Raw genomic sequence first — 24,369 nt, 5'->3', positions numbered from 1 at the left:
TGACCAAGCCCGGCCAGCGCGAGCCGGGCTTCGTCATTCCCGGTGCTGCACGGCACCGAGCATTACAGTTGCTTACCTGTCGGCCGTTTTGAAATAAGATCGGCTGTTGCGTTGCTACGCTCGCTACATACTTCAGCAGATTGCCGGGACCTGCCCGGCCGACGGAAAGGCGAGGCAACGATGACCATCACCCCCACGCGCTCCAATTCCCGCAGCACGCTGCACGGCAACCCGGCACAGCACCCCGCCTGGCTCCGGCTCAAGGCAGCCGCCACCGAACTGCGCGGCCTCCAAATCCACGACGGCTCCGTTCCGGAGGACGCCAACAAGCCGGCGGCGGCCCGGCACACCGACACCATCATCGAAGCCATCGGCCAGCTGGCGCCGCTGTTTGAACACGACGCCAACTATCTGGACAAGCTGGCCGCCGACTTCCGCACTTGGCGCGACGGCGGGTTCGGCGTTCCCGACTTCCTGGACTCGCTGTTGGCGTTCCAGCCGCAGCTGCACCGGGTCAACGGGCTGCAGCACCTGGTGGTATTCCCGATGTACACCCAGAACGGCAGCAGCGACCGGCTGGTCGAGGCAGTGCTGATCGAAGTCATCTGGCCCGACTTCATCGGCGAACTGGAGGCCGGCGCATACTCGAACAAGCTGTTTGTGCCCATCCGCTTCCTGGACTTCACGGCCGGCTATGACACGAACTCCGCCGTGCTCTTCCCGGAGACCGTTGCAGTGCGCGAGACTCCGGCCTTCACCTGGGGGGCCATTTTCGCCGACCGCGAGGCGGCCCGTTTCCGCACCGTGGTCCGCGCCGCCGCCGAGATCACCTCGCTGCAGCTGCCGGACGAGGCCGCGGCGCTGCTGGATGACCAGCAGCTGACGCAGGAAACCTTTGTGATGTGGGACCTGATCCACGACCGCACGCATATGCGCGGCGACCTGCCCTTCGACCCGTTCATGATCAAGCAGCGGATGCCGTACTTCCTGTACTCGCTGGAGGAACTGCGCTGCGACCTGACGGCGTTCCGGGAAAGCGTGCGGCTCTCCCACGACGTCAAAGCCTCCGACGAGGTCCGCAAGCACGCCCAGCTGGTGCAGTACGCGGTGATCTTTGACCGGATCTTCCGCTTCGCCATCACCGGCAACCGGGTGCGCAACTACGACGGTCTGGGCGGCCAGCTGCTGTTCGCCTGGCTCCACCAGCACCGGGTGCTGCACTGGACGGACGGCAAGCTCTCCATCGACTGGGACAACGTGGCGGACGCCGTGGTGGCCCTGGGCCACGAGATCGAGGAACTCTACTGGCGCTCCATCGACCGGCCGAAGGTGGCCCACTGGCTGGCTGCATACGAGATGCTGACCAAAACGCTGACCCCGCATCCGGCCTCGGGATGGGCCAAGGGTCCTGACGCGCTGCCGCTGACCGGGCTGCCGCGCGAAATGACCGACCAGGTGATGGACGACGAGTTCCCGCTGTCCATGTTCTACGAAGCGCTGTCCCGGAAGATGAAGCCGGTGATCGAGTCCACCTCAGGAATTACCGGTGAGGCGGCCTGAGATGGCCGGCGGCCCGCGCTCCGGCACCGGAGAGGCGCCGGTCAGCTCCGACCAACTGCTGGGCGCCGCGCCCGGCCCCGGCGGGCTTGCCGGCCTGAAAGTGGTGGTGGCCGGTGCCTCCGGCACCTCCGGCCAGGCCGTCACCGCCGCCCTGACCGGCGCGGGTGCCACGGTGCTGGCGGTGGGCAGTAACAGCGACCGGCTTGCCGCCGCCTACGGCAGGAACGACGCCGTTGCCTCCTACGAATGCGACCTCGCCGACCGCTCAGCGGTCGGAGGGCTGGCCGGCTCGATTGCCGCTCAGCACGGCGGCGCCGACGGCCTGGTCCATCTGGTCGGCGGCTGGCGCGGCGGCAAAGGCCTGACCGGCCAGTCGGACGAGGACTGGGACTACCTGCACCGGCAGCTGATCACCACGCTGCGCAACACCACCCGCGCCTTTTACTCACAGCTGGAAGCGTCCGGGACCGGCCGGGTGGCGATTGTCTCGGCCACCGCAACCGAATCCCCCACCGCCTCCGGCGCCAATTACGCCGCAGCCAAGGCGGCCGCGGAGAGCTGGATGCTCTCGGTGGCCGATGGCTTCCGCCGGAGCCAATCCGGGCGTAAGGAGGATCCGGCGCCGCAGCGCTCCGCCGCCGTCGTGCTGGCTGTCAAAGCGTTAATGGATGATTCGATGCGCCGCGCGGACCCGGCGAAGTCGTTCCCCGGCTTCACCGACGTGGCGGATCTGGGCCAGGCGGCCGCCGCGCTGTTCGTCCTGGACGCGGCCCAACTCAATGGAGCACACATCCGGCTGGCCTGATGCGCCCGCTGTGACGGCAACCACTGATTAAGGAATACTGAAACACGTGACTGATTCCCCCTTGCTTTCCGGCTCCCTGCACGACACCGACCTGCGCGGCTTTGCCTCCGACAACTACTCCGGCGTCCACCCGGAGATCCTGACGGCACTGGCCCATGCCAACACCGGGCACCAGGTCGCCTATGGCGAGGACGCGTACACCGCCCGCCTGCAACAAGTGATTGCCGGCCACTTCGGCGAGGGCGCCCAAGCGTTCCCGGTGTTCAACGGCACCGGAGCCAACGTCTTGTCGCTCCAGTCGCTGCTGCCGCGGTGGGGGGCCGTTATCTGCGCCGCCACCGCCCACATTAACGTGGATGAGAACGGCGCGCCCGAACGCGTCGGCGGGATCAAGCTCTTGTCCGTGCCGGCCGAGGATGGCAAGCTCACCACCGAGCTGATTGACCGCGAGGCCTGGGGTTGGGGCGACGAACACCGCGCACAGCCGCTGGCCGTGTCCATCACGCAGAGCACCGAGCTCGGCACGCTGTACAGCATCGAGGAAATCCGGGCGATCGCGGACCATGTGCACGAACGCGGCATGAAGCTGCACATGGACGGGGCGCGGCTTTCCAACGCGGCCGCCGCGCTGGGCACCGACCTGCGCAGCTTTACCACCGACGCCGGGGTGGACATCCTCTCGCTCGGCGGCACCAAGAACGGCCTGCTTTACGGCGAATGCGTGGTGGTGCTGAATCCTGATGCGGCCCACGGCCTGACCTACCTGCGCAAGATGAACATGCAGTTGGCCTCAAAGATGCGGTTCATCTCTGCCCAGCTCATCGCCCTGTACGACGGCGACCTCTGGCTGCGCTCGGCCTCCCACGCCAACGCCATGGCGGCCCGGCTGCGCGCCGCCGTCGAGGGCACCACCGGGCTCTCGCTGACCCAGCCCACCCAGTCCAACGCGGTGTTTGCCGCGCTGCCGCCGGGCGTGGCCGACCGGTTGCGGCAGAAGTTCCGCTTCTACGACTGGGATGAATCCCGCGGCGAGGTCCGCTGGATGTGCTCGTTCGACACCACCGAGGCGGACATCGATGCCTTCGCGGCGGCCATCCGGAGCGAGCTCTCCTAGCCCGGTTCCGGTTGTGCCCCCGTTCCCCCCGGCTTTTCCGGCGCGCCTGCCTGACGTCACGCGGCGTCAGGCCTAATCTGGCACTGTGAGTGCGATTGATCTCTCAGCAGTGCCGCCTGAGTTCCTGCGGGCACTGTCGGCCCTGCGCCAAGCGCAGTGCCGGAACGAACTGAAGCTGGAGGAAATCCCGGCTCCCTCCCGGTTGGCCCCGTTTGCGGTGGCCCTCGGCGCCGAGGTGATCGCCCGGCCCGGTCCCCGACCGCTGCACGGGCCCGCGGTTACTCCGTTGCAGGCCGCCGACGCACAGGAACTGGCCACCGGGCGGTTCATCCTGCTGTACGACCCGGAGGGATCGCCGGTCTGGGACGGCACGTTCCGGATTGTCACCTATATCCGGGCTGAGCTGGACGCGGACATGGGCAATGACACCATGCTCGGCTCGGTCGCCTGGGACTGGCTGGTGGAGGCCTTGGAGAACCACGGCGCCCCGTATCGCAACGCCGGCGGGACCGCCACCCGGATCCTGTCCGAAAGCTACGGCACGCTCAGCGGCCGGCAGGACTCGATCGACATTGAACTGCGGGCTTCCTGGACGCCGGCCTCCGCCGACATCCGTTCCCATCTGGAGGCTTGGAGCGACATGGTCTGCACCTACGCCGGCCTGCCGCCGCTGCCGGACGGAGTGACCGCCCTGCCGAACCGCCGTCGGAATTAGGGGACCGCTATATTGCCAATGAAGCCCCGGGCCTCGGCGGCTGCGGCGGCATTCTCGCGGGCTGCCTGGTGCTTTCCTCTACCTGGTGGGTGTGGTTGCCGTGTCGAGGTCGGTGGCCAGCTCGTTGATTTCGCGGTCCATGTGCGCTTTCTCCAACCGCCATGCGTCCTCTTCTCTGGGTGCCACGCCCTCTGACCCTGGCATCCTCTCCCGGAATCTTGGGCAAGGTATGGCAGGAACCGCTCACCCGACCTACCGGGGAAGGGTCTTGGCACCCGGGGTGGTGTTACGACCTCTCCGCGCCACATGGCCAACGTGGGAGCGCCGCCTCTGCGCGGGAGCGGCGGCAGGAAGTGGGGATCTGGGCCTATGCCCTCATCCGAGGCCCGCCGTAGACTGAGTCGAAGGGTTGATTCCGGCGGAAAATTGGACGGATGGCAGCGCTGTGGATCAGTTCAGGCGCGTGCGGATAATCCGCAGGCAACCAGTTCGCCAGGAGCAACGGACCATGCAAATCACACACCGAACGATTGCATTTATCGCCGTTACACTTCTACTGGCGGGCTGCACCTCCGGATCTAACACTGCTGACCAGACCGCAACAGCCGAAAAGACCGGGACCGCTGTCGCCACGACGGACGTCAGCGGTGGGCCCGGGACAGGAACTGCCGTGGCGCTGCCGCCGGACTACACCGCTGTGGCCATTGTGCAGCTCGGGGAAGCCATCATGCCCTTCAAGGGAACAGACGGCAAGTTTCACGTCGTATACGACCTGCTGCTGACGAACGCGAGCGTGGCCCCGGCAACCCTGGAGCGGATCGACGTCGTCGATGAGGCCAGCCGGGCCACCGTTATTCAGTCGTTCTCGGGAAGGCAATTGGTTGATCCTGACTGTGGCTACGGGGACTGCAACAGACTGCGGACCCTGCCCTCCAGCCCGGCACCAGATGCCAAGATCGCCGCGCAGGAATCCCGCGCATTGTTGGTCCACCTGTCCTTCGACAGCCTGGCCGACGCCCCGAAAATGGTCCTGCACCACGCGTACCTGCGGGCGGCCGCCAATCCAGGCACCATGGAGCCCTCGGACGTCGATTACCTGGTGACGCCCGTGAACATCTCGGCCGGATCTGCCCGGGTGATTTCCCCGCCGGTCAGGGGCACCAACTGGGTGGCTCAAAATGGTTGCTGCGACGTCGGATTCCCCCATATCCCATCCCTCTCGCCCCTGAGCGGCAAGCTTTCCAACAGCCAACGCCTGGCCATCGACTGGATGCGGACCAACGACGACGGCGAGTTCGTCTCCGGAGACAAAACAAAGAACGAAAGCTACCTTAGCTATGGTCAGGAAATCCATGCCGTGGCAGATGGCACTATTTCATCAACGCTTGACACGCTTGAAGCCAACACACCCGGTGTCCTGCCAGCCAGTGACCCTGAATTGCGGAAGCGGATCACCGTGGAAACCGTTGATGGAAACCACGTTGTGCAGGATCTTGGCGGCGGTGTCTGGGCCATGTATGCCCACCTGCAGAAAGGGTCGCTGCTGGTCAAACCCGGTGACCAGGTCAAGGCAGGGCAGGTCATCGCCAAGCTGGGCAACACAGGCAATTCCAACGCGGCCCATCTGCATTTTCAGCTCATGAACGACCCCAGCCTGATTGGGGCCGACGCCGTTCCCTACGTCCTTGACAGCTTCTCCTATGCAGGTTTTGTCAATCCGGAGTTGATGCTGGCCGCTGATGACTACATCACCGGAAAGTTCTTCGCCGACCATCTGGCTACCGTGCAACCACGCACCGACGAACTGCCCATGAGCGGAAACATCATAAACTTCGCTGGATGAGTGATTCAAGGTGCGCTGCGTGTCGTAGGGACCAGCCACTGCTGCATATAAACGCTAAAAGCTAATCTTTCAGAGCCTATCCGCTTGTCTGGTCATGACACCTTCAAAGTTCAGCTGATAAACCCCATCACGGCAACGAGGCGGCATCCAGCTGGATTCGTTCGGACCGGTTCTGGAACCAATGCGATGCGGCCAAATCATCGAAGGCCGATAACAGGTCGGCAGCCGGCGGAGTCAGCTTCGGAGCCCTACCCCTCGCCCCGGGCTCCTTCCGGTCCCTAGCCGAGCCGACGCCGACGACTCAATAGCCGGCAAGCTCGTCGAGTAGCCCGGACCGGCCATCAAAGCCGCAGACCCCAGACGATCAACAAGCACCCCTCGGCCATCTCTCCGCAGCAATAACGAGACGAACGTCTTTCCTAGAGACCGCACCGGAGGAGCTGGATTTCGAGCACTATCCGGAACCGCCGAACCCGGCGAAACCGCCGCCGGGCGGGCAACACGAATGTTCCCGGCCTCATATATTCGGCCCTGCGCATACTGCTGGCCTAAACTGAACGGATCATGAGCTCCTTGACTTCGGACGCGTCCGGGCACAATGGCCCAGACCAGAGCACTTCCAACGACGCCGCAGAACCACAGGAGCAGGCTCCCGAGCTGATCCACCTCGATGCGCCGCGCGAAGGCGTCCCCTTGGTCATCGCCACCGAATCAGGACTGCAACGTGCTGCCGACGCGCTGGCGGCGGGGACCGGACCGGTCGCCATCGACGCCGAGCGGGCCTCCGGCTTCCGCTACGGACAGCGGGCGTTCCTGGTCCAGCTGCGGCGCGAAGGCGCCGGCACCTGGCTGATCGACCCCGAGCCGTTCGGCGACCTTGGACTGCTCAACGACTCGCTGCGCGGCGTCGAATGGATCCTGCACGCCGCCACCCAAGACCTGCCGTGCCTGTCCGAACTGGGCATGTGGCCGGACAAACTCTTCGACACCGAACTGGCCGCCCGGCTCGCCGGGATGCCCCGAGTGGGACTGGCCGCGGTGATCGAATCGCTGCTCGGCTTCACGCTGGCCAAGGAGCATTCCGCCGCCGACTGGTCCACGCGCCCCTTGCCCGAGCCCTGGCTTCGGTATGCGGCTCTCGACGTCGAGGTGCTGGTCGAGCTCCGCGAGGCCTTGATCGCCAAGCTGCAGGACGCCGGCAAGCTCGACTACGCGCTGGAGGAGTTCGAGGCCGTCCGCACCGCGCCGCCGTCGCCGCCGCGCGTCGATCCGTGGCGGCGCACCTCCGGCCTGCACCAGATCCGCGACCGTCGGCAGCTGGCCGCCGTGCGCGAACTCTGGACCGAACGTGAAGCCCTAGCCGCCAAGCGCGACGTTGCCCCGGGAAGGCTGATTCCGGATTCCGCCGTCGTCGCCGCCGCCAAGGCCATGCCGGCCACCGTCCCGCAACTGCTGGAGACCCATGGCTTCCACGGGCGGGCGGCCCAGCGTGAAGCACCGCGCTGGCTGCGCTGCATTGCGATTGCCCGGAACCAGACGGAACTGCCTCCGCTGCACCTGCCCACCAACGCTCCCCCGCCGCCGCGCTCCTGGGCGGACAAGGACCCGGCCGCCGCGGCCCGGCTGCAAACTGTCCGGCCCCGTTTGGCCACGCTCGCCGAGCAGCTGGACATGCCGGTGGAAAACCTGCTCACCCCCGACTACCTGCGCCGCACCGCGTGGCGTCCACCGGAGCCCATCACGGAACAGGCCGTGGACGCCGCCCTGGAAGAGCTCGGCGCCCGGTCCTGGCAGCGCCGGCTCACCGCCGGCCTGCTGGCCGAAGCCTACGCCAACCCGGAGCCGTTGGCGGTGAAGGAACGCGAGGAGAAACCGAAAGACACCAGCGACGACGGTGCCCGCACCTCGGTGCGGCGGCGGTCTTCCTCCGGCACTGTGGCCGGTGCAGCCGCGCCGTCAGCCCCCGCCGCGGCGACCGCCACGTCCGTCGGCGCCGCTTCCGGCACCATCCGCCGGCGCCGACGCGAACGGCGTTCCCCCGCCTGACCGCTCCGCGGGCGGCACTGTCCGTGTTTTCCGGCCGTGTCCCTCCCGACATGGTCGCTCCTGTGCTGGTCCCGCGCTGTCCTGGGGCCGGTCCGCGAACACCGCCCAACCGCGTGCGGAAGCCACCACGTTGCTGACCACGATCAGGCCGATGCCAACCCACTCGTTCAGACGGAGCGCCTGGTGGAGCACGAGCCATCCGGTTAGGGCCGCCCAGACCGGATTGATGCTGGTGAAGGTGCCGAACAACGGCGTAGGCACCCGGCGCAGGGCGAGCAAGTCCGTGGCATAGGGCACGATCGAGGACATCAGCCCGCAAACAGCCGCGAGGGCCAGGGCTCCAGCCGTGGGGACGTGCACGGCGAACCAGAACGCGGCGATCGGCGTCCAGGCGGCGGCGGACAACAGGCTGGCCGCCGCGGTTCCTTGGAGCCCGGGAAGCCGCTGGCCGAGCGTGCGGTTGAGCAGGATGTAGCAGCCCCAGGCCGCCGCGGCCAGCAGGGCCAGCCCCATGCCGCTGAGGTCGCTGTTGCCGGAGCCGGAGCCGGGATCAGTCAATACCACCACGCCGACACCGGCCAGGACGGCACAGGCAATGTCGAGCATGCGCCGTGAGCTGGCGATCGCCACGGTGAGCGGGCCGAGAAACTCGAGGGTCACGGCCAGGCCAATGCCGATGCGGTCGATAGCCGCATACAGGCTAAGGTTCATCACGCTGAACACCAGCATCAGGCCGAGGAGCGGCCACCACTGTGCCTTGCCCAAGCCGCGGAATTTCGGCCGCACGATCGGCGCCAGGACCAGTGCGGTGACGATCTGGCGGACCGCAACGACGCCGACCGGGCCGATCGCCGGGAACGCCAAGGCACCCAGCGCGGCCCCCGTCTGGTTCGACACCGAACTACTGGGCGGCCTTGGGGCGGCACACCACGCGCCTGCAGCGGGACTGGGCCAGGCAGCACGATTCCATCGATCTGGACCTGGTCCGGCACAACTCGCCCACCGCCGGCCTGGCCGAGGGCCTGTGCGACGTGGCGATCGTGCGGCAGCCGGTCGATGAGAATCGCTTCGACTCCCTGGTGGTGGGACTGGAACGCCGGCTGGTGGCCTTCGCCTCCGACGACCCGCACTGGTCGCGGCGGCGGCAGCTGAGCATGGCCGAGATAGCCGACCGGACCGTGATCATCGATCCGCGGGTCGGCACTACCAGCAGCCGGCTCTGGATTGGCGCCGACCATCCGCCACGGTTCCTCGAATCCTCCGACGTGGACAACTGGCTCGACGCCATTGCCGCCGGGCGCGGCGTGGGAACCACCGCGGAGGCTACCGCGCACCATCACGTTCGCCCCGGTGTCTCGTACCGGCCCATCAAGGACGGTCCCCGCATCGCCGTCAGGCTCGCCTGGCGGCACAATGAGCGGCCCAACGGCCTGGACGACTTGGTGGATGCGGTCACCTGGCTGTACGCGACCGCCTAGCTGCGGAACCCGATCAGCTGCCGGTGTAGAACCGTGTGGTGCGCTCGGCGGCTGCGAGCGCGGCCTCGCGGGGTGTGCCCACGGCCATGCTGGTTTCGCCCCAAGCTGCGCTGGCGGCCGTGATGAACGCCCGGCCCTCCGCAGAGCCCGCCCACGCTTCTTCGTCCTCGATGGACCGCGGTGCCTCCGGCTTCTCCAGGTGCAAGGCCAGCCCGAGCATCCCGAGGTCCCAGCCCACGCCGGTTGCGCCCGGCCCGTAGGTGTCCCAAAACTCCATGCTCCCCTCCGTGGCGTGTGCGGTGTGCTCAAGCGTGAATTTCGCCCCACCGTCCGCCTCATCGACGCGGACCGCGATCCAGGAGATCCCGCCGCCGAACTCCCACGTGGCGGCGAAGGAGCGCGGAGCGTCGCAGGCCGTCACCTCGCCCGAGGCGTTGCCCTCGAGCTGGTAGCGTCCACCCGGGCGCAGGTCTCCGGTCACCGGGGTGAACCAACGGCGGATCCGCTCGGGCGTTGTCACCGCGTCCCACAGGTCCACGGTAGTGGTCGGGTAGGTGCGGGAGATGGTGGCAACGTACGCCCGCGTCCCGTCGCGGTCTTCGATGGCCAGGTGCCGGTCGGTGGCCGCGGCGGTGGTCTCGTCGACGGTGCTCATGGTGTCTCCTCGTGCTCGGTCTCTTGCTCGGTACGTCGAGCCCGCTTGCCGCGGGCAATCTCGGTGGCAAGGGCGTCAAGCCGCGGCTGCCAGGTGTGGCGGAACCTCTCCAGCCAGTCGTCCACTCCGCGCAGGGGCTCGGCGGAGACGGCGTAGATGCGGCGGGTCCCCTCGGCCCGCACGCGTGCGAACCCGCTCCCGCAGCACCCGCAGGTGCTGGGAGACGGCGGGCTGGCTGATGCCGAACTCGTCGGCAACCATCGCCGTCATCGCCCCGGAGGTTTGCTCCCCGTCGGCGAGCAGTTCCAGAATGCGGCGGCGGACCGGATCGCCGAGGACATCAAACGCGTGCACAGGGCGAGAATGCAAGTCCCTACTTATGTAAGTCCAGGCCTATGAAGCAGTAGCTTCCACTTGCTGGCTAAGTTACCCGCGGGTAACATGTGGCTTGTACTGTGTTGCACATCTCATGGAGGTTCCAGTGAGCCCTACGTCCGCGCCCCGCGCCCTGCGTGATGTCGTCTTCGTCGACGGCGTCCGCACTCCGTTCGGCAAAGCGGGTGAGAAGGGCATCCACGCCGGCACCCGGGCCGACGACCTGGTGGTCAAATGCGTCCGTGAACTGCTTCGCCGCAACCCGTCGCTGCCGCCCGAGCGCATCGATGACGTGGCCATCGCCGCCACAACGCAGACCGGCGACCAGGGCCTGACCATCGGCCGTTCCGCGGCGCTGCTTGCCGGGCTGCCCCGTTCGGTGCCCGGCTTCGCGATCGACCGGATGTGCGCCGGAGCGATGACGGCGGTGACGACGACGGCCGGCGGCATCGCCTTCGGCGCCTACGACGTGGTGGTGGCCGGCGGCGTGGAACACATGGGGAACCATCCGATGGGCCAGGGCGTGGATCCGAACCCGCGGTTTGCCAGCGAGCGTTTGGTGGACCCCGCCGCGCTGAATATGGGCAACACTGCGGAAAACCTGCACGACCGCTTTCCCGCCATCACCAAGGACCGCGCCGATGCCTACGCCGCGGCCAGCCAGGCCAAGCTCGCTGCCGCCTACCAGGACGGCAAGATCCAACCCGACCTGGTGCCGGTGGCCGGCCGGAAGCCGGGCGAGGGGTGGTCGCTGCACAGCGCCGACGAGCCGCCGCGTCCGGGCACCACCCGCGAGGACCTGGCCGGGCTGCGCACCCCGTTCCGTCCGCACGGCAGGGTCACCGCCGGCAATGCCGCCGGCCTGAACGACGGCGCCACGGCCTCGCTGCTGGCCTCCGCGGAAGCCGCCGCGGAGCTGGGCCTTCCCGTGAAGATGCGGATGGTCTCCTACGCCTTCGCCGGAGTGGAGCCCGAGGTGATGGGCATCGGGCCCGTCCCTGCCACCGAGAAGGCCCTGAAGATGGCCGGCCTGGACATCGCGGATATCGGCCTGTTCGAGATCAACGAGGCCTTCGCGGTACAGGTCCTCTCGTTCCTGGATCACTACGGCATTGCCGACGACGATCCCCGGGTCAACCGCTTCGGCGGAGCCATCGCCGTCGGGCATCCGCTGGCCGCCTCCGGAGTGCGGCTGATGACCCAGTTGGCCCGCCAGTTCGAAGACGACCCGTCGGTTCGGTACGGGCTGACTACCATGTGCATCGGGCTGGGCATGGGCGGGACCGTAATCTGGGAGAACCCGCACCACGCAGACTACTCGGGCCTCAGCCACCAGAGCGCTGCCGCGACCGCCGCCGTTTCCGCAGGAGAGGACCTCGCATGACCGCCGCCGATTTCACCGCCCTGGCCGCCAAGTTCCCGGACGAGACCGTCACCCACTCCTATGTCCGGGACTTGGAGCTGCCAGGGGCCGGGACTTTGGCACTGCTGACCCTGGACAACGACCTGGACCACCGCAAGCCCACCACGCTGGGACCGAACACCCTGGTGGAACTGGGCACCGCGCTCGAAGGGCTTAAGGCCCGGGCCGCTGCCGGCGGGATCTGCGCCGTCGCCGTCACCGGCAAGCCGTACTACCTCGTGGCCGGTGCAGACCTGGGCAGCGTGGGGAAGCTCGCCGACCCCGAAGACGGGCGGGCCATGGCCCGGCTGGGACATGACGCCTACGCCACGCTTGCGTCTATGGGGGTGCCGACCTTCGCTTTCATCAACGGTGCGGCGATGGGCGGCGGGCTGGAAATCGCGCTGGCCGCCGACTACCGCACGGTCTCCGCCGGCGCCAACGGCATCTCGCTGCCGGAAGCCTTCCTGGGCCTGATCCCCGGCTGGGGCGGCGTCTACCGCCTGCCGCGGCTGATCGGCCCGGCCAACGCGGTCAAGGTGATGATCGAGAACCCGCTGAGCAACAACAAGACGCTCAACGGCACAGCCGCCCACCAACTGGGCATCGCCGACGCCTTGTTCGAGCCGGCGGACTTCCTGGAGCAGTCGCTGGCATGGGCCGCCCGGATCCTGAACGACGACGACGCCCGCCGGCAGGTGGCAATCCGCCGCGCAGACAAATCAGCGGCCACCGAGGCTGACTGGGACCAGGCCATCGCCGCCGGCCGCTCCTTCGTGGAAGCGAAGACCGCCAACGCCGCACCCGCACCGGCCAAGGTCCTGGACGTGATGGACGCCGGCCGCGGCAAGAGCCAGCAGGAATCCGCCGCGCTGGAAGTCGAAGCGCTCGCGGAGCTGATGCAGACCCCGCACTTCCGGGACACCGTCTACGCCTTCCTGGAGTTGGTGCAGAAGCGCTCCAAGCGCCCCGCCGGCGCGCCGGACCCGCAGCTGGCCCGACCTGTCACCAAGGTGGGCGTGGTCGGCGCCGGCCTGATGGCCAGCCAGCTGGCCCTGCTGTTCGCCCGCCAGCTGAAGGTACCGGTGGTCATGACGGACATCGACCAAGCCCGGGTGGACAAGGGCGTGGGCTACGTCCATGCCGAAGTGGACAAGCTGCTGGCCAAAAAACGCATCTCGGCCGATGCGGCCAACCGCACCAAAGCCCTAGTCACCGGCTCGGCAGCCAAGGAAGCCTTCGCGGACGCCGACTTCGTGATCGAGGCCGTCTTCGAGGAACTCTCCGTCAAGAAACAGGTCTTCGCCGAAGTGGAAGCGGTGGTCTCCGAGGACTGCATCCTTGCCACCAACACCTCCTCGCTCTCCGTCACCGAGATGGCGGCGGACCTGCTGCACCCCGAACGCGTGGTCGGTTTCCACTTCTTCAACCCGGTGGCCGTGATGCCGCTGCTGGAAATTGTGCGCGCCCCGAAGACCAGCGACCAGGTCCTCTCCACCGCGTTCGTGCTGGGCAAGGCGCTCAAGAAGACCACCGTGCTGGTCCAGGACGCCGCCGCCTTCGTGGTGAACCGCGTGCTGCTGCGGCTGATGGGCGAGGTGGCGAACGCGTTCGACGAAGGCACCCCCGCCGACGTAGCCGACAACGCGCTCAAGCCGATGGGCCTGCCGATGACGCCGTTCACCCTGCTGGCCATGGTCGGCATCCCGGTGGCCCAGCACGTCACCGAGTCCCTGCATGCCGCGTTTGGCGAACGGTTCCGGGTCTCGGCCAATCAGCAGCAGCTCATCGACAACGGCATCAAGTCCCTCTGGGTGGCGGACGAGGACGGCCGGCAGGTCATCCCGGAGGCCACCCTCGCGCTGCTGGAATTCGGCGACTCCCCTAGCACCTCCGAGCAGCTGCTCCGCCGCACCCAGGACGCACTGGCCGCGGAAATCGGGCTCATGCTGGACGAAGGCGTAGTCTCCGCACCCCAGGACATCGACCTGTGCATGATCATGGGCGCCGGCTGGCCGCTGCATCTGGGCGGCATCACCCCCTACCTGGACCGCGTCGGTGCCTCCGAACGGGTCAACGGCCGGAAGTTCCACGCCGGCAGGTAGCGCGTGCGGTACACCTCGCCGTCGGCAACTGCCGACGGCGAGGTGTACCGGCGTGTTTCGGTCAAGAGCGGGCCGGGCGCTGGATGGCCATGGCGCATCCCATCGAAACCAGCACCGCGAGGACCGCCAGCAGCAGCATGCCGCCAAAGCCGCCGCCGGAGGACTCGATCAGCATGCCGCTAACCACGGGCCCGATGGCGAAGCCTGTACCGATCATCAGGTTGGTCGAGTTCATCACGTGGCTGCCGCCGATGTCAGACAGGGATGCGAGCAGATACGGCAGGATGAAGGTCCAGGCGAACTTGAAGATCAGCGCGGCAAGCGCGAACCGAATGAGTCCCGGGGCCCCGAACAGCAGCGCCACGCTGCCGCCCAGCGCGAGGTAGCCAGTCAGCAGGAACCACTTGCGCTTCGGGCTGTCGCCCAGGAAGGTTGCCACCAGCGGCGCCGCGATGCCCGGAATCGTGGCGATGGCCAGCACCAGGCTGGATGTGGAGAGATCGATGCCCGCGCCGCCCGAAATCTGCGCCATGAAGGACCACACTCCGCTGAGGCCGATGTAAAACAGCAGCACGGCCGCCAGGCCGATCACGAACTTCAGCTTGGAGCCTGCGCGCGCGGGTTCCTTGTCCGCAGCCGCTAAATCCGCCGCCGCATGGATACTCGCTGCCGCTGCGGGACGGCGCAGCATGTCGCCGTCGATCATCCGCACCACGGGCAGGCAGCAGGCGGTGAGGGCGGCCATGGTCCAGTAGATGGCGGAGACGTTCGCGTCGGCATACAAAACCGGGAACGCGAACAGGATCACGGCCCCCATCAACAGTTGGAACACCACAAAGACGCCGAAACCGCGGCTGGGGTTGGCCGTCTTACCGCTGAGGGTGAGGATGATGACCGTGATGGATCCGGCCGCCAGCGATGTAATCACACGAGCAACCACCAGCAGCGCGAAGCTGTCCAGGAAGCCGGAAGCCAGGTTGCCCGCAATGGCGACGGCGGCGCAAACGTAGGTGACGGTCCTCAGGTTCAACCGGTTCAGCCACAGGTAGGCCGGCACCGTGGCGAGACTGAAGGCGCCCAGCTCGAGCGAGAACAGCATGCCCAGCTCAGTGGGCGTCAGACCGAACTGCGCGATCAGCTTGCCCGCGATCACCGGGGCGATCAGCAGCACCATGTACAACACGGCGCTGAAAACGGCGATGTAGGTGTAGATTCCGCGGTCGGTGCCAGCGGCAGGGCGCGCGGAAGTCAGGGTTACGGACATGGGTGTCCTTTCGGATTGGGTGGAAGAGCTGATGGCTTCGGCCCGCAGGCCCGGCCGAAGCCGTCAGGGTGGTCCGTGCGGATGAGCGGAACGCAGGGGTCAGGCGTTGGCCTTTTCGGCTTCCGTCGGAGCGGAATCGGAGGCAGCGGCGTCGTAGACCTTGCGTCCGGCAAACCAGGTCTGCCGTGCGCTGATGTGGCGCACCTGGTCCACGGGTACGTCGTAGGGGTTGTTCGTCAGCACAATGAAGTCGGCGGACTTACCCGGCACCAGCGAGCCGGTGACATCATCGAGGCCCATCGCCTCGGCACTGGCCGTGGTGTAGATGCGGACGGCCTCATCCAAGGTGATGGCTTGCTCTTTCCACAGCGTTCCCGGAAATTGGCCGGTGGGGTCCTGCCTGGTAACCAGACCGTAGATGCCTTCCCACGCGTTCGGCGAGACGCTGACCGGCCAGTCCGAACCGCCGGCGATCCGGGCACCTGCGTCAAGCAGGCTCCGATTCGGCTGCATCTGCGACGCGCGCTCCGCGGGCAGCACCGCGGCGATCGCCTCGGAGATCACCCCGGGGAACCACAGCGATGGTGAGATATCGGCGGTAACGTCCAGCTGCGCAAAGCGGCCAATATCGTCCGGATGCACGAACTGTCCGTGCGCGATGTGGTATTTCGGCTCGGTGTAGCCCGCGGCCCGCACCTTTTCGACGGTGTTCAGGACCAGCCGGACCGAGGCATCGCCGGTGCAGTGGATCTTGGCGGAGATTCCCCGGGCGGCCGTACTCATCAGCCATTCTTCCAACTCCGCCGGATCCATCGTGGTCCCGCCGCAGTGGCACTCCGGAAAACCGGCCACCGGCAGATAGGGCTCGATGAAGGCTGCCGTGCCTGCCGGGGGAACGCCGTCGAGGAAAATCTTGATGAAGTCCGGCCGGTGATGGCGCGAACGGGTCTCTTCGCGGTGGGCGATGATCCCCTCGCCCAATGGCTGGGTGCCGAAAATGAAGTCGTTGGCTTGCATGGAGGACACAACCCAGGCGTGCAGCTGGCCATCGTCATCAAGCTGTTTGAGCGCACGCATCAGCGGGAGCGAGGCAGCCGCGTCCTGGAACCCCGTGACCCCGTAGGAATGCAGGATCTCTATACCGCGCGCGGCCGCCTGCGCCAACTGCTCTGTGCTCACCGGCTGCAGGCGGGCCAGAGTCTGCTCCACGATCACACCGCCGGCCTCGATCAATAGCCCGGTGGCCGCCCCGGACTCATTACGGAGAATCTGCCCACCCTCGGGGTCGGGCGTGGCGGCCTCAATGCCGGCCAGCTCCAAGGCCCGCGAATTTGCCCACCGGTTGTGCTTCGAGTCGTCTTTGAGCAGGGCAGGACGGCCGCCCGTTGCCTGATCCAGCCGTGCCAGCGCGTCCGCCGAGTTCATTTCGTTCATCAAGCCGGAGCCCCAGCTGCCGCCGACCACCCATTCGTCCGGTTCGAGTCCGGCCGCGTAGGAGGCAATCGCTGCCAGGAAGCCGTCCAGGTCAAGCGTAGGAGGCGCGTCCAATTCAAACAGGTCCATCTGACCGGCGATCATATGGTGGTTGTGGACATCCATCAGGCCGGGCATCACGAAGGCGCCGTCTAGATCGACGATGAGGGTCTCCGGCCCGCGCAGTTCCTCGGCCCGCTCACCTATTGCCTGGATGACGCCGCCCCGGACCGCCATGGCCGTGGCGCGAGGCGTGTCCGCATCGAGGGCCTCAATCATGCCGTTGACCAGCACCACATCAGCAAACTCTGCGGCCACGTATTGCTCCTCGCTGTTGAATCGTTTAGTTGATGAGCATCAGAGTATGGGTGACCGGGGCCTTTCGACTTGACTCTCAGAGCATGACACTTGATTTCTACGGCAGGAGAATTACAGCGCCTGGGTATCTTCGGCTGGATGACGGGCCGGGCAATGAACCTCCCGGCCGACTCACGCGTCTTTATGGATGACGGCGGGGTACGCCGGGGCCGAGGCGCCTCCACACACTGCCCTGTTTTCGGGCACAGCCCGCTCTCCACGGAACATCCCGCCGTCACCAATCGGTATCCGGCACGTTGCGTTGGGGAAGGTCAAGCCCATGAGTCTCGATGTCAGTCCCACCAGGCGCTCACTGCTCGGTGTTTCCGCGGCGGCCTGCTCTGCCTGTGTCCTGGCCGCTTGCGCCCCGTCGACAGGCGGCAGCGGCCAGTCCGCGACCGGGGACAGCGGACAATCCGGCGGACCTCCGGTGCCGGAAGCTTCCGGCGGCACGCCGGTACAGGTCCTGAAGCTCGCGGAAGTTGCCGTCGGGGACAGCGCCAGCGGCGAGGCCAACGGACAGAAAGTGCTGGTCTACCGTCCGGCGGAGGAAACGGTGGAGGCCTTTAGCGCCATCTGCACGCACCAGGGCTGCACGGTGGCGCCAGCGGGGGCCGAGTTCCATTGTCCCTGCCATGGCTCTGTTTACAGCGCCCAGGATGGCACGGTGCTGGACGGACCCGCACCGAAACCGCTGCAACGCTTTGCCGCGGCCATCGACGGCGATTGGATCACGGTCAGTGTGTGATTGCCGCGCTGCGTCATCTGCTTCGGCGGTTCGGTTAGAAACTTCCAAGGAACATCCTGAACAATAATGGACATGACCTCCTCCCCGCCGTCACGCCGAGACCTACTCACCGTCACCACCGCCGCGGGTACCGTGGGCGCGCTGACGGCCTGCTCTCCGTTCCAGGACTTCACCGGCGCGCAAGGCGCTCCCGCTGCGCCCGTCGCCACCGATGGAACGCCGACCCGCGTGGGTAAGCTCAGCGACGTGCCGGTAGGCGGCAGCGCCAGCGGTGAAGCCGAGGGGCAGAAGATCCTCATCTACCGTCCCGATGAAACGACGGTGCTCGCCTACAGCGCGGTGTGCACGCATCAAGGCTGCGCCGTGACCGCCACGGACAGCGAATTCTCCTGTCCGTGCCATAACTCCACCTTCGCGCTCGACGACGGCACGGTGACGGGTGGCCCCGCGCCGGCTCCGCTCCCCCGCTACGCCGCTGCCATCGACGGCGACTGGATCACCGTCACCGTCTGATTCCCTCAGTGCCCCTTGAACGCCTCGGCCAGCCACCAGGAGCCGCCGTCGGAGGCGATCTTGGCGTCGATAACCAAGGGCCGGGCGGGCGAGGACTCCAGCCACGCGGACACGCCGGCGAGGTCATCCAGTGTCCGCACGGTGATTCCGTCCGCGCCGAAGCCGCGGGCGATCGCGGCGATGTCCGTGTCCGGGAAGGTGACCGTTGACAGGTCGACGGGAGCACCGCCGTCGTTGTTGCCGAAGTGGTGCACTTCGGCGCTGTAGGCGGCGTCGTTGTAGACGATCACCACCAGCGGCAGTCCGAGCCGCACGGCGGTCTCCAGCTCCGCGATCGACATCAGGAAGCCGCCGTCGCCGGTGCCAAGGACGGGCAGCCGGTCCCTCCGTGCCAGAGCGGCGCCGATCGAGGTGGCCAGTCCCAGGCCGATGGACTGGAACGCCTGGGTGAAGCAGAAGCCGAACTCGTCGGGAACCTCCAGGTACTGGCTGGGATAACCCATGAAGTTGCCGGAATCGACGGAAACGATGCGGTCGGCGGGCAGCAGTTGGTCCAGCCGGGCGGTCAGCAGCCGCGGGTCGATTCGGTCCTCAGTGGACAGGTCATCGAGGGGAACGTCCTGCCAGCGGATGCCGCCGCTGATGCGCTCCCGGACCGGCCCGGTCCTGTACTTGGCGGCTGCCGGGCCACGTCCGCGGAGGATGTCCAGCACCGCGTCGGCCGTCTGCCCGCTGTCCCCCATGATGCCGAGATCCACCGGCCGGTTGGCGCCGAGGGCGGAGTCCTCCACGTCCACCTGCGCCACCTTGGCGCCGGGACCGATCAATGCCCCCTGGCGCATGGTCCACATGTTCAGCGTGCAGCCGAAACCAACAATCAGGTCAGCTTCCGAGATCAGTTCCGCGGCCACCGGGGAGGAGAAGCCGCCGGAGATGCCCAGCGAGAAGGGCTCGCCGTTGAAGAGTCCCTTGGCCACGGCCGACGTGGCCAGCAAGGCGCCGGCGTGGGCCGCCAGGGCCCGCAACTGGTAGCCGGCCTCGCGCGCGCCGCGGCCGGCCACAAAGACCGGACGTTCCGCTGCGGCGATCAGGTCGGCGAGGGCTTCGGCGGCGTCAGGCGCCGGCCGGACCGGTTGCGCTGCCGAGACGGTGCCGGCCGGGCCGACCGCCGTGGATGCGGGCGGCGCCGGCTGGGCCTGCACGTCCAGCGGCAGGTTCAGCACCACGGTGCGGCGTTCGTTCACGGCCGTGCGGTACGCCCGGACGGTGTCCGCGGCGGCGCTGGCCGCCGAATGCACCCGCTCGGACACTGCGCCCACGCTGCGGGCAAAACCCGGCTGGTCCATGGCGAAGTTGGAGCGGACCGCCGCACCGGCGGTTTCGGCGGCCAGCACCAGCATTGGCGTCCGGGACTTGGCCGCCTCGCCGATGCCGGTGGCGGCGTTGGTCAGTCCGCAGCCTTGGTGTACGGAGACTATGCCGAGCCTGCCGGACATCCTGGAGTACGCGTCCGCCATGGTGGCCGCCCCGCCTTCATGCCGGCTGGCGGTGAACGGCACGCCGGCGGCCTTCAGCGCATTGGTGACCGCGAAATTGCCGCTCCCCACCACACCGAAGGCGTGTCCGGCGCCGAGCCCGGCCAAGGTCTGGCCGACTAGTTCGGCGATGCTGCGGGGCGCGTGCATGCGGGCACTCTCTTTCAGGATGCGTGAAGCTGAAGACGAAACGTGGGCTGGCCGACGCAGGGCTGGCCGGATCGGGGAACCGCCGGCCCTTACCGCTCGACCATGGCGAAGATCCGGGCGGGGCTGCCCGTGCCGCCGACGATCGGCAGCGGCGCCACCACGATCACGGCGCCGGTGGGGGGCAGCTGGGCCAGGTTCTGCAGCGAGGTGATGCCGTATTTGTTGTTGCCCATCAGGTAGTGGTGCATCGGGAAGATCGGATCCAGCGCACCCGCGTTGCCGGCATCGATCCCAACCGTCTCCACGCCCACGCCGGAAATCTTCGTCTCCTCGGCCAGCCACCGCGCGCACTCAACGGTGAACCCCGGGGTGTGGGAACCGGCGTCGTCCGCGTTGAGGAACTTCTCCTGGTCCTGGGCGTAGGCATCCCAGCCGGTGCGGAAGAGCACCCACGCGTTGTCCGGAATGGGCCCGTGCTGATCCTCCCACGCCCGGACTTGGTGGACATCCAGCAGGAAGTCCGGGTCCCCGGCTGCTTCGGCGGAGAAATCAAGCACGACGGCGGGGCCCACCAGCCGCGGCAACGGCAACTGGGCCACGTCGTCGCCTTCCCGGCCGGTGGCCCAGTGGATGGGCGCATCGATGTGCGTGCCGATGTGCTCGCCGGTGTGGATGTTCTGGTGCTTCCACATGGGGCCGCGGTCGTCATACGCCGCGATTTCCTCGAGGCTGAAGTCGATCAGGTTCGCGAACGGGTCCGGCAGCCGCAGCGTGGGCGTCTGGGCGGACAGCTTGTTGGTCAAGTCGATCAGCTCGATCCGTCCGGTGGACAGGGAGGCGAGCAGGTCGGTCAGTTGGCTCATGGACTTCACTTTCGTCACGGCAGACAACCTTCGGACAACGCACAGCGCTGCTGGGTGCGCGGTTCGGCAGGTCATGCAACGGGAGATCGGCGCCCGCGACTTTGCGGCCGCCGTTGCACCCATCTTGCCCTCCCCGGGCAAGCGTTGCTTGTGTTACGCCCTTGATCCCGCGGCCGGCGTAACACAAGCAGCCATCAGAAAGCCTGGCACCCCGCCCGCTCAGGCGGCTCAAGCCACCGCGCCGTTTAGAACAGCGCGGCCTTGGGCACGGTGGGGAAGATCCCGTCCAGCTCGGCGAGGTCTTCGTCCGTGGGTTGCCAGCCTGCCGATTCGGCGTTTTGCCGGATCTGCTCCGGTTTGGTGGCACCGGCGATCACCGACGCCACGGAGGGCCGGGAGGCCAGCCAGGAGAACGCCACCTCGATCTCCTTCAGCCCGCGGTCGGCGGCAAAGCGGGAGAACGCGCCCAGCTGCTCCCAGTCGGCGTCCTTGAGCAGGTTGGTGCGCGAGTGAGTCAGCCGGCTGCCCTCCGGCGCCTTCCCGTCCTTGTATTTGCCCGTCAGCAGTCCGTTGGCCAGCGGGAAGTACGGCAGCACCCCCAGCCCATATGCTTCGGCGGCGGGCGTGACTTCGAGTTCCGCCCGGCGGTCCAGCAGGTTGTAGTGGTTCTGGCTGGAGATGAACGGCGTGTAGCCGCCCATGCGCGCCGTGAACTCGGCTTCGGCGATCTGCCAGCCGGCCCGGTTGGAATGGCCGATGTAGCGTACCTTGCCGGCCCGGACCAGATCATCCAGCGCAGCGAGCGTTTCTTCGATCGGCGTCATCGGGTCGGGAGTGTGGAGCTGATAGAGGTCGATCCAGTCCGTTCCCAGCCGGCGCAGCGACGCCTCGGCGGCCCTGACGATGTAGCGCCGCGAGCCGCGTGCGCCGAAGTCCTCGCCGTTGGCGCCGTGCATGTCCATGCCGAACTTGGTGGCCACCACTACGTCGTCGCGGCGGGCGCCGAGCGCCTTGCCCAGGAACTCCTCGCTCAGGCCGGGGGTCTTCCCGTAGGTGTCGGCGACATCGAAAAGGGTCACGCCGGCGTCGAGCGCGGCCTGCACTACGGTGTTGGTGCCCTCCTGGGTCCGGGTGGGAGTGTTCGAGCGGCCCAGGTTATTGCAGCCGAGCCCCACAGCGGAGACCGTCAGCCCGGACTTGCCAAGACGGCGGTATTCCATCGATACATCCTTCTCGCTTGAGGTGTGTGGCCCTCAAATCCTACCCGGGGAGGCTGTGGGCCAGTGATTTTCGGCACGTCACGCAGTCGCTGTCGGCGTTGCCGCTTCTGCCTTTAGGTACCGCTGCACATATGATCGAAACCATGGCCAAAGTTCTGACTTCCCTTCCCGTCGGCGAACGCGTCGGCATCGCCTTCTCCGGTGGACTCGATACGTCCGTTGCGGTTGCGTGGATGCGCGACGGCGGAGCCGTGCCCTGCACCTACACGGCCGACCTCGGCCAGTACGACGAGCCGGACATTGACGCGGTGCCCGGCCGCGCCGCAGAGTACGGCGCCGACATCTCCCGGCTGGTGGATTGCAAGCCGGCCCTGGTGGAGGAAGGCCTGGCCGCGCTGGCCTGCGGCGCCTTCCACATCCGCAGCGGTGGACGCTCCTACTTCAACACCACCCCGCTGGGCCGTGCCGTAACCGGCACGCTGCTGGTGCGCGCGATGCGCGAAGACGGAGTGGACATCTGGGGCGACGGCTCCACCTACAAGGGCAACGACATCGAGCGCTTCTACCGCTACGGACTGCTGGCCCACCCGCGGCTGCGCATCTACAAGCCGTGGCTGGACCCGCACTTCGTCTCCGAACTGGGCGGCCGCCAGGAGATGTCCGAGTGGCTGACCGCGCACAACTTCCCGTACCGCGACTCCGCCGAAAAGGCGTACAGCACCGACGCCAACATCTGGGGTGCCACGCACGAGGCCAAGACCTTGGAGCACCTGGGCACCAGCCTGGAAGCGGTCGAGCCGATCATGGGCGTGGCCTTCTGGCGCGAGGACGTGGCGATCGCCACTGAGGACGTTTCCATCCGCTTCGAGGCCGGCCGCCCGGTGGCCATCAACGGCACCGAGTTCGCCGACGCCGTCGCCCTGGTCAACGAGGCCAACGTCATCGGTGGCCGGCACGGCCTGGGCATGTCCGACCAGATCGAGAACCGGATCATCGAGGCCAAGTCGCGCGGCATCTACGAAGCGCCGGGCATGGCGCTGCTGCACATCGCCTACGAGCGGCTGCTCAATGCCATCCATAACGAAGACACCGTGGCGAACTACCACGCGGAAGGCCGCCGCCTGGGCCGCCTGATGTACGAAGGCCGCTGGCTCGACCCGCAGTCGCTGATGCTGCGCGAATCGCTGCAGAAGTGGGTCGGCTCCGCGGTCACCGGCGAGGTCACCCTGCGCCTGCGCCGCGGTGAGGACTACACCATTCTGGACACCACCGGGCCGGCGCTGAGCTACCACCCGGACAAGCTGTCCATGGAGCGCGTTGGCGACGCCGCCTTCGGCCCGCTGGACCGCATCGGCCAGCTGACCATGCGCAACCTGGACATCGCCGACTCCCGCTCCCGGCTGGAGCAGTACGCCGCTCTCGGGCTGGTGGGCGGCCCGACCGCCGAACTGGTAGGTGCGCTGGAAGCCGGCGGCGCCACCGAGATCGCGGACACCGCCGCGCTGGACGCTGCCGACCGGGCAGCGGACGAGGCGCTGGACCGCGCAGCGTTCGACGCCGGAACCGACTGACCCCAGCAGTCCTGCCCGCAGGATCGCAGCCAGAGGCCCGGCACCCCCGCTTCACGGGTGCCGGGCCTCTGGCTTACGCAAAAGCCACTAAACTTGTAGGGTGTCGCTTCGGTCTCCGTATCAGCTTGTTACTGCCGCTCCCTCCGTCGATGATTACATCCGGCTTAGAATAGGCAGCGGGCTCTCGCTCAGGACGCCGGAACAGGCAGCGGCCGCCATCGCGGGGTCATGGTCGTTCAGGTATGTGGTCGGTCCCGGCGGCGAACCGGTCGGGATGGGCCGCGTCATCGGAGACGGAGGTTGGTACTTCCTCATCGCCGACATGGCTACCCTGCCGGACCATCAACGGCGCGGCATTGGCGCTGCTGTGCTCGACGGCCTGCTCGACGACATCCGCACCCGGGCGCCCCGCGGCGCTTACGTCAGCCTCACAGCCGATCCGCCCGGCCGCAGGCTCTACGAATCACGCGGCTTCACCGACCTCGGTGCCGCCGCGGACGCCATGCTCCTCTACACCTGAAGAGGCAGCGCAACGAGCCCGGTTGCCGACCGGCAGGACCGGGCGCTTGACCCGACC

General features: G+C 67.5%; 21 protein-coding genes and 1 pseudogene. 13 read left to right on the top strand and 9 right to left on the bottom strand.

The genetic code is table 11. From position 1 onward, the window contains the following. Nucleotides 1–180 precede the first annotated feature (180 nt). From AB0N75_RS12115 to AB0N75_RS12090, 6 genes are all read left to right on the top strand, one after another. Complete coding sequence (locus AB0N75_RS12115) at nucleotides 181–1,560, top strand: DUF6421 family protein (protein WP_364649912.1); 1,380 nt, start codon at nucleotides 181–183, stop codon at nucleotides 1,558–1,560. Next, on the top strand, nucleotides 1,547–2,365 hold the full coding sequence (locus tag AB0N75_RS12110) for an SDR family NAD(P)-dependent oxidoreductase (protein WP_364649909.1): 819 nt from the start codon (nucleotides 1,547–1,549) through the stop codon (nucleotides 2,363–2,365). The genes AB0N75_RS12115 and AB0N75_RS12110 overlap by 14 nt, the downstream gene beginning before the upstream one ends. 37 nt (nucleotides 2,366–2,402) lie before the next feature. Next, on the top strand, nucleotides 2,403–3,479 hold the full coding sequence (locus AB0N75_RS12105) for a low specificity L-threonine aldolase (protein WP_364650187.1): 1,077 nt from the start codon (nucleotides 2,403–2,405) through the stop codon (nucleotides 3,477–3,479). A gap of 85 nt (nucleotides 3,480–3,564) precedes the next feature. Next, entirely contained in the window at nucleotides 3,565–4,194 is a 630-nt protein-coding gene (locus tag AB0N75_RS12100) for a DUF3000 domain-containing protein (protein WP_364649906.1), read from the top strand. Between the two features lie 670 nt (nucleotides 4,195–4,864). Further along, nucleotides 4,865–6,037, top strand: coding sequence for a M23 family metallopeptidase (locus AB0N75_RS12095; protein WP_364649903.1), 1,173 nt, complete (start codon nucleotides 4,865–4,867; stop codon nucleotides 6,035–6,037). 564 nt (nucleotides 6,038–6,601) lie between these two features. After that, the gene (locus AB0N75_RS12090) at nucleotides 6,602–8,083 is read left to right on the top strand and encodes an HRDC domain-containing protein (protein WP_364649900.1); all 1,482 of its coding nucleotides are present in this window, start codon (nucleotides 6,602–6,604) and stop codon (nucleotides 8,081–8,083) included. On the opposite strand, the gene AB0N75_RS12085 is transcribed toward AB0N75_RS12090, so the two are convergent. After that, nucleotides 7,994–8,980: an EamA family transporter gene (locus tag AB0N75_RS12085; RefSeq protein ID WP_364649897.1), complete on the bottom strand. Its 987-nt coding sequence runs from the start codon at nucleotides 8,978–8,980 to the stop codon at nucleotides 7,994–7,996. The genes AB0N75_RS12090 and AB0N75_RS12085 overlap by 90 nt on opposite strands. A gap of 17 nt (nucleotides 8,981–8,997) precedes the next feature. Here AB0N75_RS12085 and AB0N75_RS12080 point away from each other — a divergent pair, with 17 nt between their 5' ends. Continuing rightward, nucleotides 8,998–9,561, top strand: coding sequence for a LysR substrate-binding domain-containing protein (locus AB0N75_RS12080; protein WP_364649894.1), 564 nt, complete (start codon nucleotides 8,998–9,000; stop codon nucleotides 9,559–9,561). 13 nt (nucleotides 9,562–9,574) lie between these two features. Here the strand turns inward: AB0N75_RS12080 and AB0N75_RS12075 are convergent, their stop codons facing one another. From AB0N75_RS12075 to AB0N75_RS12065, 3 genes and pseudogenes are all read right to left on the bottom strand, one after another. Beyond that, on the bottom strand, nucleotides 9,575–10,216 hold the full coding sequence (locus tag AB0N75_RS12075; protein WP_364649891.1) for an SRPBCC family protein: 642 nt from the start codon (nucleotides 10,214–10,216) through the stop codon (nucleotides 9,575–9,577). Beyond that, nucleotides 10,213–10,398: a hypothetical protein gene (locus AB0N75_RS12070; RefSeq protein ID WP_364650199.1), complete on the bottom strand. Its 186-nt coding sequence runs from the start codon at nucleotides 10,396–10,398 to the stop codon at nucleotides 10,213–10,215. Before AB0N75_RS12070 ends, AB0N75_RS12075 begins: the two co-directional genes overlap by 4 nt. A 70-nt stretch (nucleotides 10,399–10,468) precedes the next feature. Beyond that, a pseudogene (locus tag AB0N75_RS12065) lies at nucleotides 10,469–10,570 on the bottom strand (transcriptional regulator); the annotation flags it as partial. Between the two features lie 115 nt (nucleotides 10,571–10,685). Between AB0N75_RS12065 and AB0N75_RS12060 the strand changes: the two are divergent. Both AB0N75_RS12060 and AB0N75_RS12055 read left to right on the top strand, forming a co-directional pair. After that, nucleotides 10,686–11,975, top strand: coding sequence for an acetyl-CoA C-acyltransferase (locus tag AB0N75_RS12060; protein ID WP_364649889.1), 1,290 nt, complete (start codon nucleotides 10,686–10,688; stop codon nucleotides 11,973–11,975). Continuing rightward, nucleotides 11,972–14,098, top strand: coding sequence for a 3-hydroxyacyl-CoA dehydrogenase NAD-binding domain-containing protein (locus tag AB0N75_RS12055; RefSeq protein WP_364649886.1), 2,127 nt, complete (start codon nucleotides 11,972–11,974; stop codon nucleotides 14,096–14,098). Before AB0N75_RS12060 ends, AB0N75_RS12055 begins: the two co-directional genes overlap by 4 nt. Before the next feature lie 61 nt (nucleotides 14,099–14,159). Here AB0N75_RS12055 and AB0N75_RS12050 read toward each other — a convergent pair whose 3' ends face one another. Next, nucleotides 14,160–15,362, bottom strand: coding sequence for an MFS transporter (locus tag AB0N75_RS12050; RefSeq protein WP_364649884.1), 1,203 nt, complete (start codon nucleotides 15,360–15,362; stop codon nucleotides 14,160–14,162). Nucleotides 15,363–15,461: 99 nt separating this feature from the next. After that, the gene (locus AB0N75_RS12045) at nucleotides 15,462–17,153 is read right to left on the bottom strand and encodes an amidohydrolase (protein WP_364649881.1); all 1,692 of its coding nucleotides are present in this window, start codon (nucleotides 17,151–17,153) and stop codon (nucleotides 15,462–15,464) included. Nucleotides 17,154–17,472: 319 nt separating this feature from the next. Between AB0N75_RS12045 and AB0N75_RS12040 the strand changes: the two genes are divergently transcribed. Together AB0N75_RS12040 and AB0N75_RS12035 are read left to right on the top strand one after the other, a co-directional pair. Next, the gene (locus AB0N75_RS12040) at nucleotides 17,473–17,940 is read left to right on the top strand and encodes a Rieske (2Fe-2S) protein (protein WP_364649878.1); all 468 of its coding nucleotides are present in this window, start codon (nucleotides 17,473–17,475) and stop codon (nucleotides 17,938–17,940) included. A 72-nt stretch (nucleotides 17,941–18,012) separates the two neighbouring features. Further along, complete coding sequence (locus tag AB0N75_RS12035; RefSeq protein ID WP_364649875.1) at nucleotides 18,013–18,453, top strand: Rieske (2Fe-2S) protein; 441 nt, start codon at nucleotides 18,013–18,015, stop codon at nucleotides 18,451–18,453. A 5-nt stretch (nucleotides 18,454–18,458) separates the two neighbouring features. Here AB0N75_RS12035 and AB0N75_RS12030 read toward each other — a convergent pair whose 3' ends face one another. From AB0N75_RS12030 to AB0N75_RS12020, 3 genes are all read right to left on the bottom strand, one after another. Continuing rightward, the gene (locus tag AB0N75_RS12030) at nucleotides 18,459–20,138 is read right to left on the bottom strand and encodes a thiamine pyrophosphate-binding protein (protein WP_364649872.1); all 1,680 of its coding nucleotides are present in this window, start codon (nucleotides 20,136–20,138) and stop codon (nucleotides 18,459–18,461) included. Between the two features lie 89 nt (nucleotides 20,139–20,227). Beyond that, nucleotides 20,228–21,001 carry a cyclase family protein gene (locus AB0N75_RS12025; protein ID WP_364649869.1) on the bottom strand — a complete coding sequence of 258 codons (774 nt, stop codon included), beginning with the start codon at nucleotides 20,999–21,001 and terminating at the stop codon, nucleotides 20,228–20,230. 245 nt (nucleotides 21,002–21,246) lie between these two features. Continuing rightward, nucleotides 21,247–22,221 carry an aldo/keto reductase gene (locus AB0N75_RS12020; protein WP_364649866.1) on the bottom strand — a complete coding sequence of 325 codons (975 nt, stop codon included), beginning with the start codon at nucleotides 22,219–22,221 and terminating at the stop codon, nucleotides 21,247–21,249. A gap of 143 nt (nucleotides 22,222–22,364) precedes the next feature. Between AB0N75_RS12020 and argG the strand changes: the two genes are divergently transcribed. Together argG and AB0N75_RS12010 are read left to right on the top strand one after the other, a co-directional pair. Then, nucleotides 22,365–23,792 carry an argininosuccinate synthase gene (gene argG, locus AB0N75_RS12015; RefSeq protein ID WP_364649863.1) on the top strand — a complete coding sequence of 476 codons (1,428 nt, stop codon included), beginning with the start codon at nucleotides 22,365–22,367 and terminating at the stop codon, nucleotides 23,790–23,792. A gap of 100 nt (nucleotides 23,793–23,892) precedes the next feature. Further along, on the top strand, nucleotides 23,893–24,312 hold the full coding sequence (locus AB0N75_RS12010) for a GNAT family N-acetyltransferase (RefSeq protein WP_364649860.1): 420 nt from the start codon (nucleotides 23,893–23,895) through the stop codon (nucleotides 24,310–24,312). Nucleotides 24,313–24,369: the final 57 nt, after the last annotated feature.

This window comes from Arthrobacter sp. NPDC089319 (assembly GCF_040684925.1).
Lineage (GTDB): Bacteria > Actinomycetota > Actinomycetes > Actinomycetales > Micrococcaceae > Crystallibacter.
This window is presented reverse-complemented; position numbering and strand designations above follow the sequence as displayed.

Excerpts from the sequence above, each read along its gene's own strand:
- AB0N75_RS12090 (WP_364649900.1), top strand. The coding sequence starts at position 6,602 with ATGAGCTCCTTGACTTCGGACGCGTCCGGGCACAATGGCCCAGACCAG.
- AB0N75_RS12020 (WP_364649866.1), bottom strand. The coding sequence starts at position 22,221 with ATGGAATACCGCCGTCTTGGCAAGTCCGGGCTGACGGTCTCCGCTGTG.
- AB0N75_RS12050 (WP_364649884.1), bottom strand. The coding sequence starts at position 15,362 with ATGTCCGTAACCCTGACTTCCGCGCGCCCTGCCGCTGGCACCGACCGC.
- AB0N75_RS12115 (WP_364649912.1), top strand. The coding sequence starts at position 181 with ATGACCATCACCCCCACGCGCTCCAATTCCCGCAGCACGCTGCACGGC.
- AB0N75_RS12035 (WP_364649875.1), top strand. The coding sequence starts at position 18,013 with ATGACCTCCTCCCCGCCGTCACGCCGAGACCTACTCACCGTCACCACC.
- AB0N75_RS12060 (WP_364649889.1), top strand. The coding sequence starts at position 10,686 with ATGGAGGTTCCAGTGAGCCCTACGTCCGCGCCCCGCGCCCTGCGTGAT.
- AB0N75_RS12030 (WP_364649872.1), bottom strand. The coding sequence starts at position 20,138 with ATGCACGCGCCCCGCAGCATCGCCGAACTAGTCGGCCAGACCTTGGCC.
- AB0N75_RS12055 (WP_364649886.1), top strand. The coding sequence starts at position 11,972 with ATGACCGCCGCCGATTTCACCGCCCTGGCCGCCAAGTTCCCGGACGAG.
- AB0N75_RS12025 (WP_364649869.1), bottom strand. The coding sequence starts at position 21,001 with ATGAGCCAACTGACCGACCTGCTCGCCTCCCTGTCCACCGGACGGATC.
- AB0N75_RS12075 (WP_364649891.1), bottom strand. The coding sequence starts at position 10,216 with ATGAGCACCGTCGACGAGACCACCGCCGCGGCCACCGACCGGCACCTG.
- AB0N75_RS12040 (WP_364649878.1), top strand. The coding sequence starts at position 17,473 with ATGAGTCTCGATGTCAGTCCCACCAGGCGCTCACTGCTCGGTGTTTCC.
- argG (WP_364649863.1), top strand. The coding sequence starts at position 22,365 with ATGGCCAAAGTTCTGACTTCCCTTCCCGTCGGCGAACGCGTCGGCATC.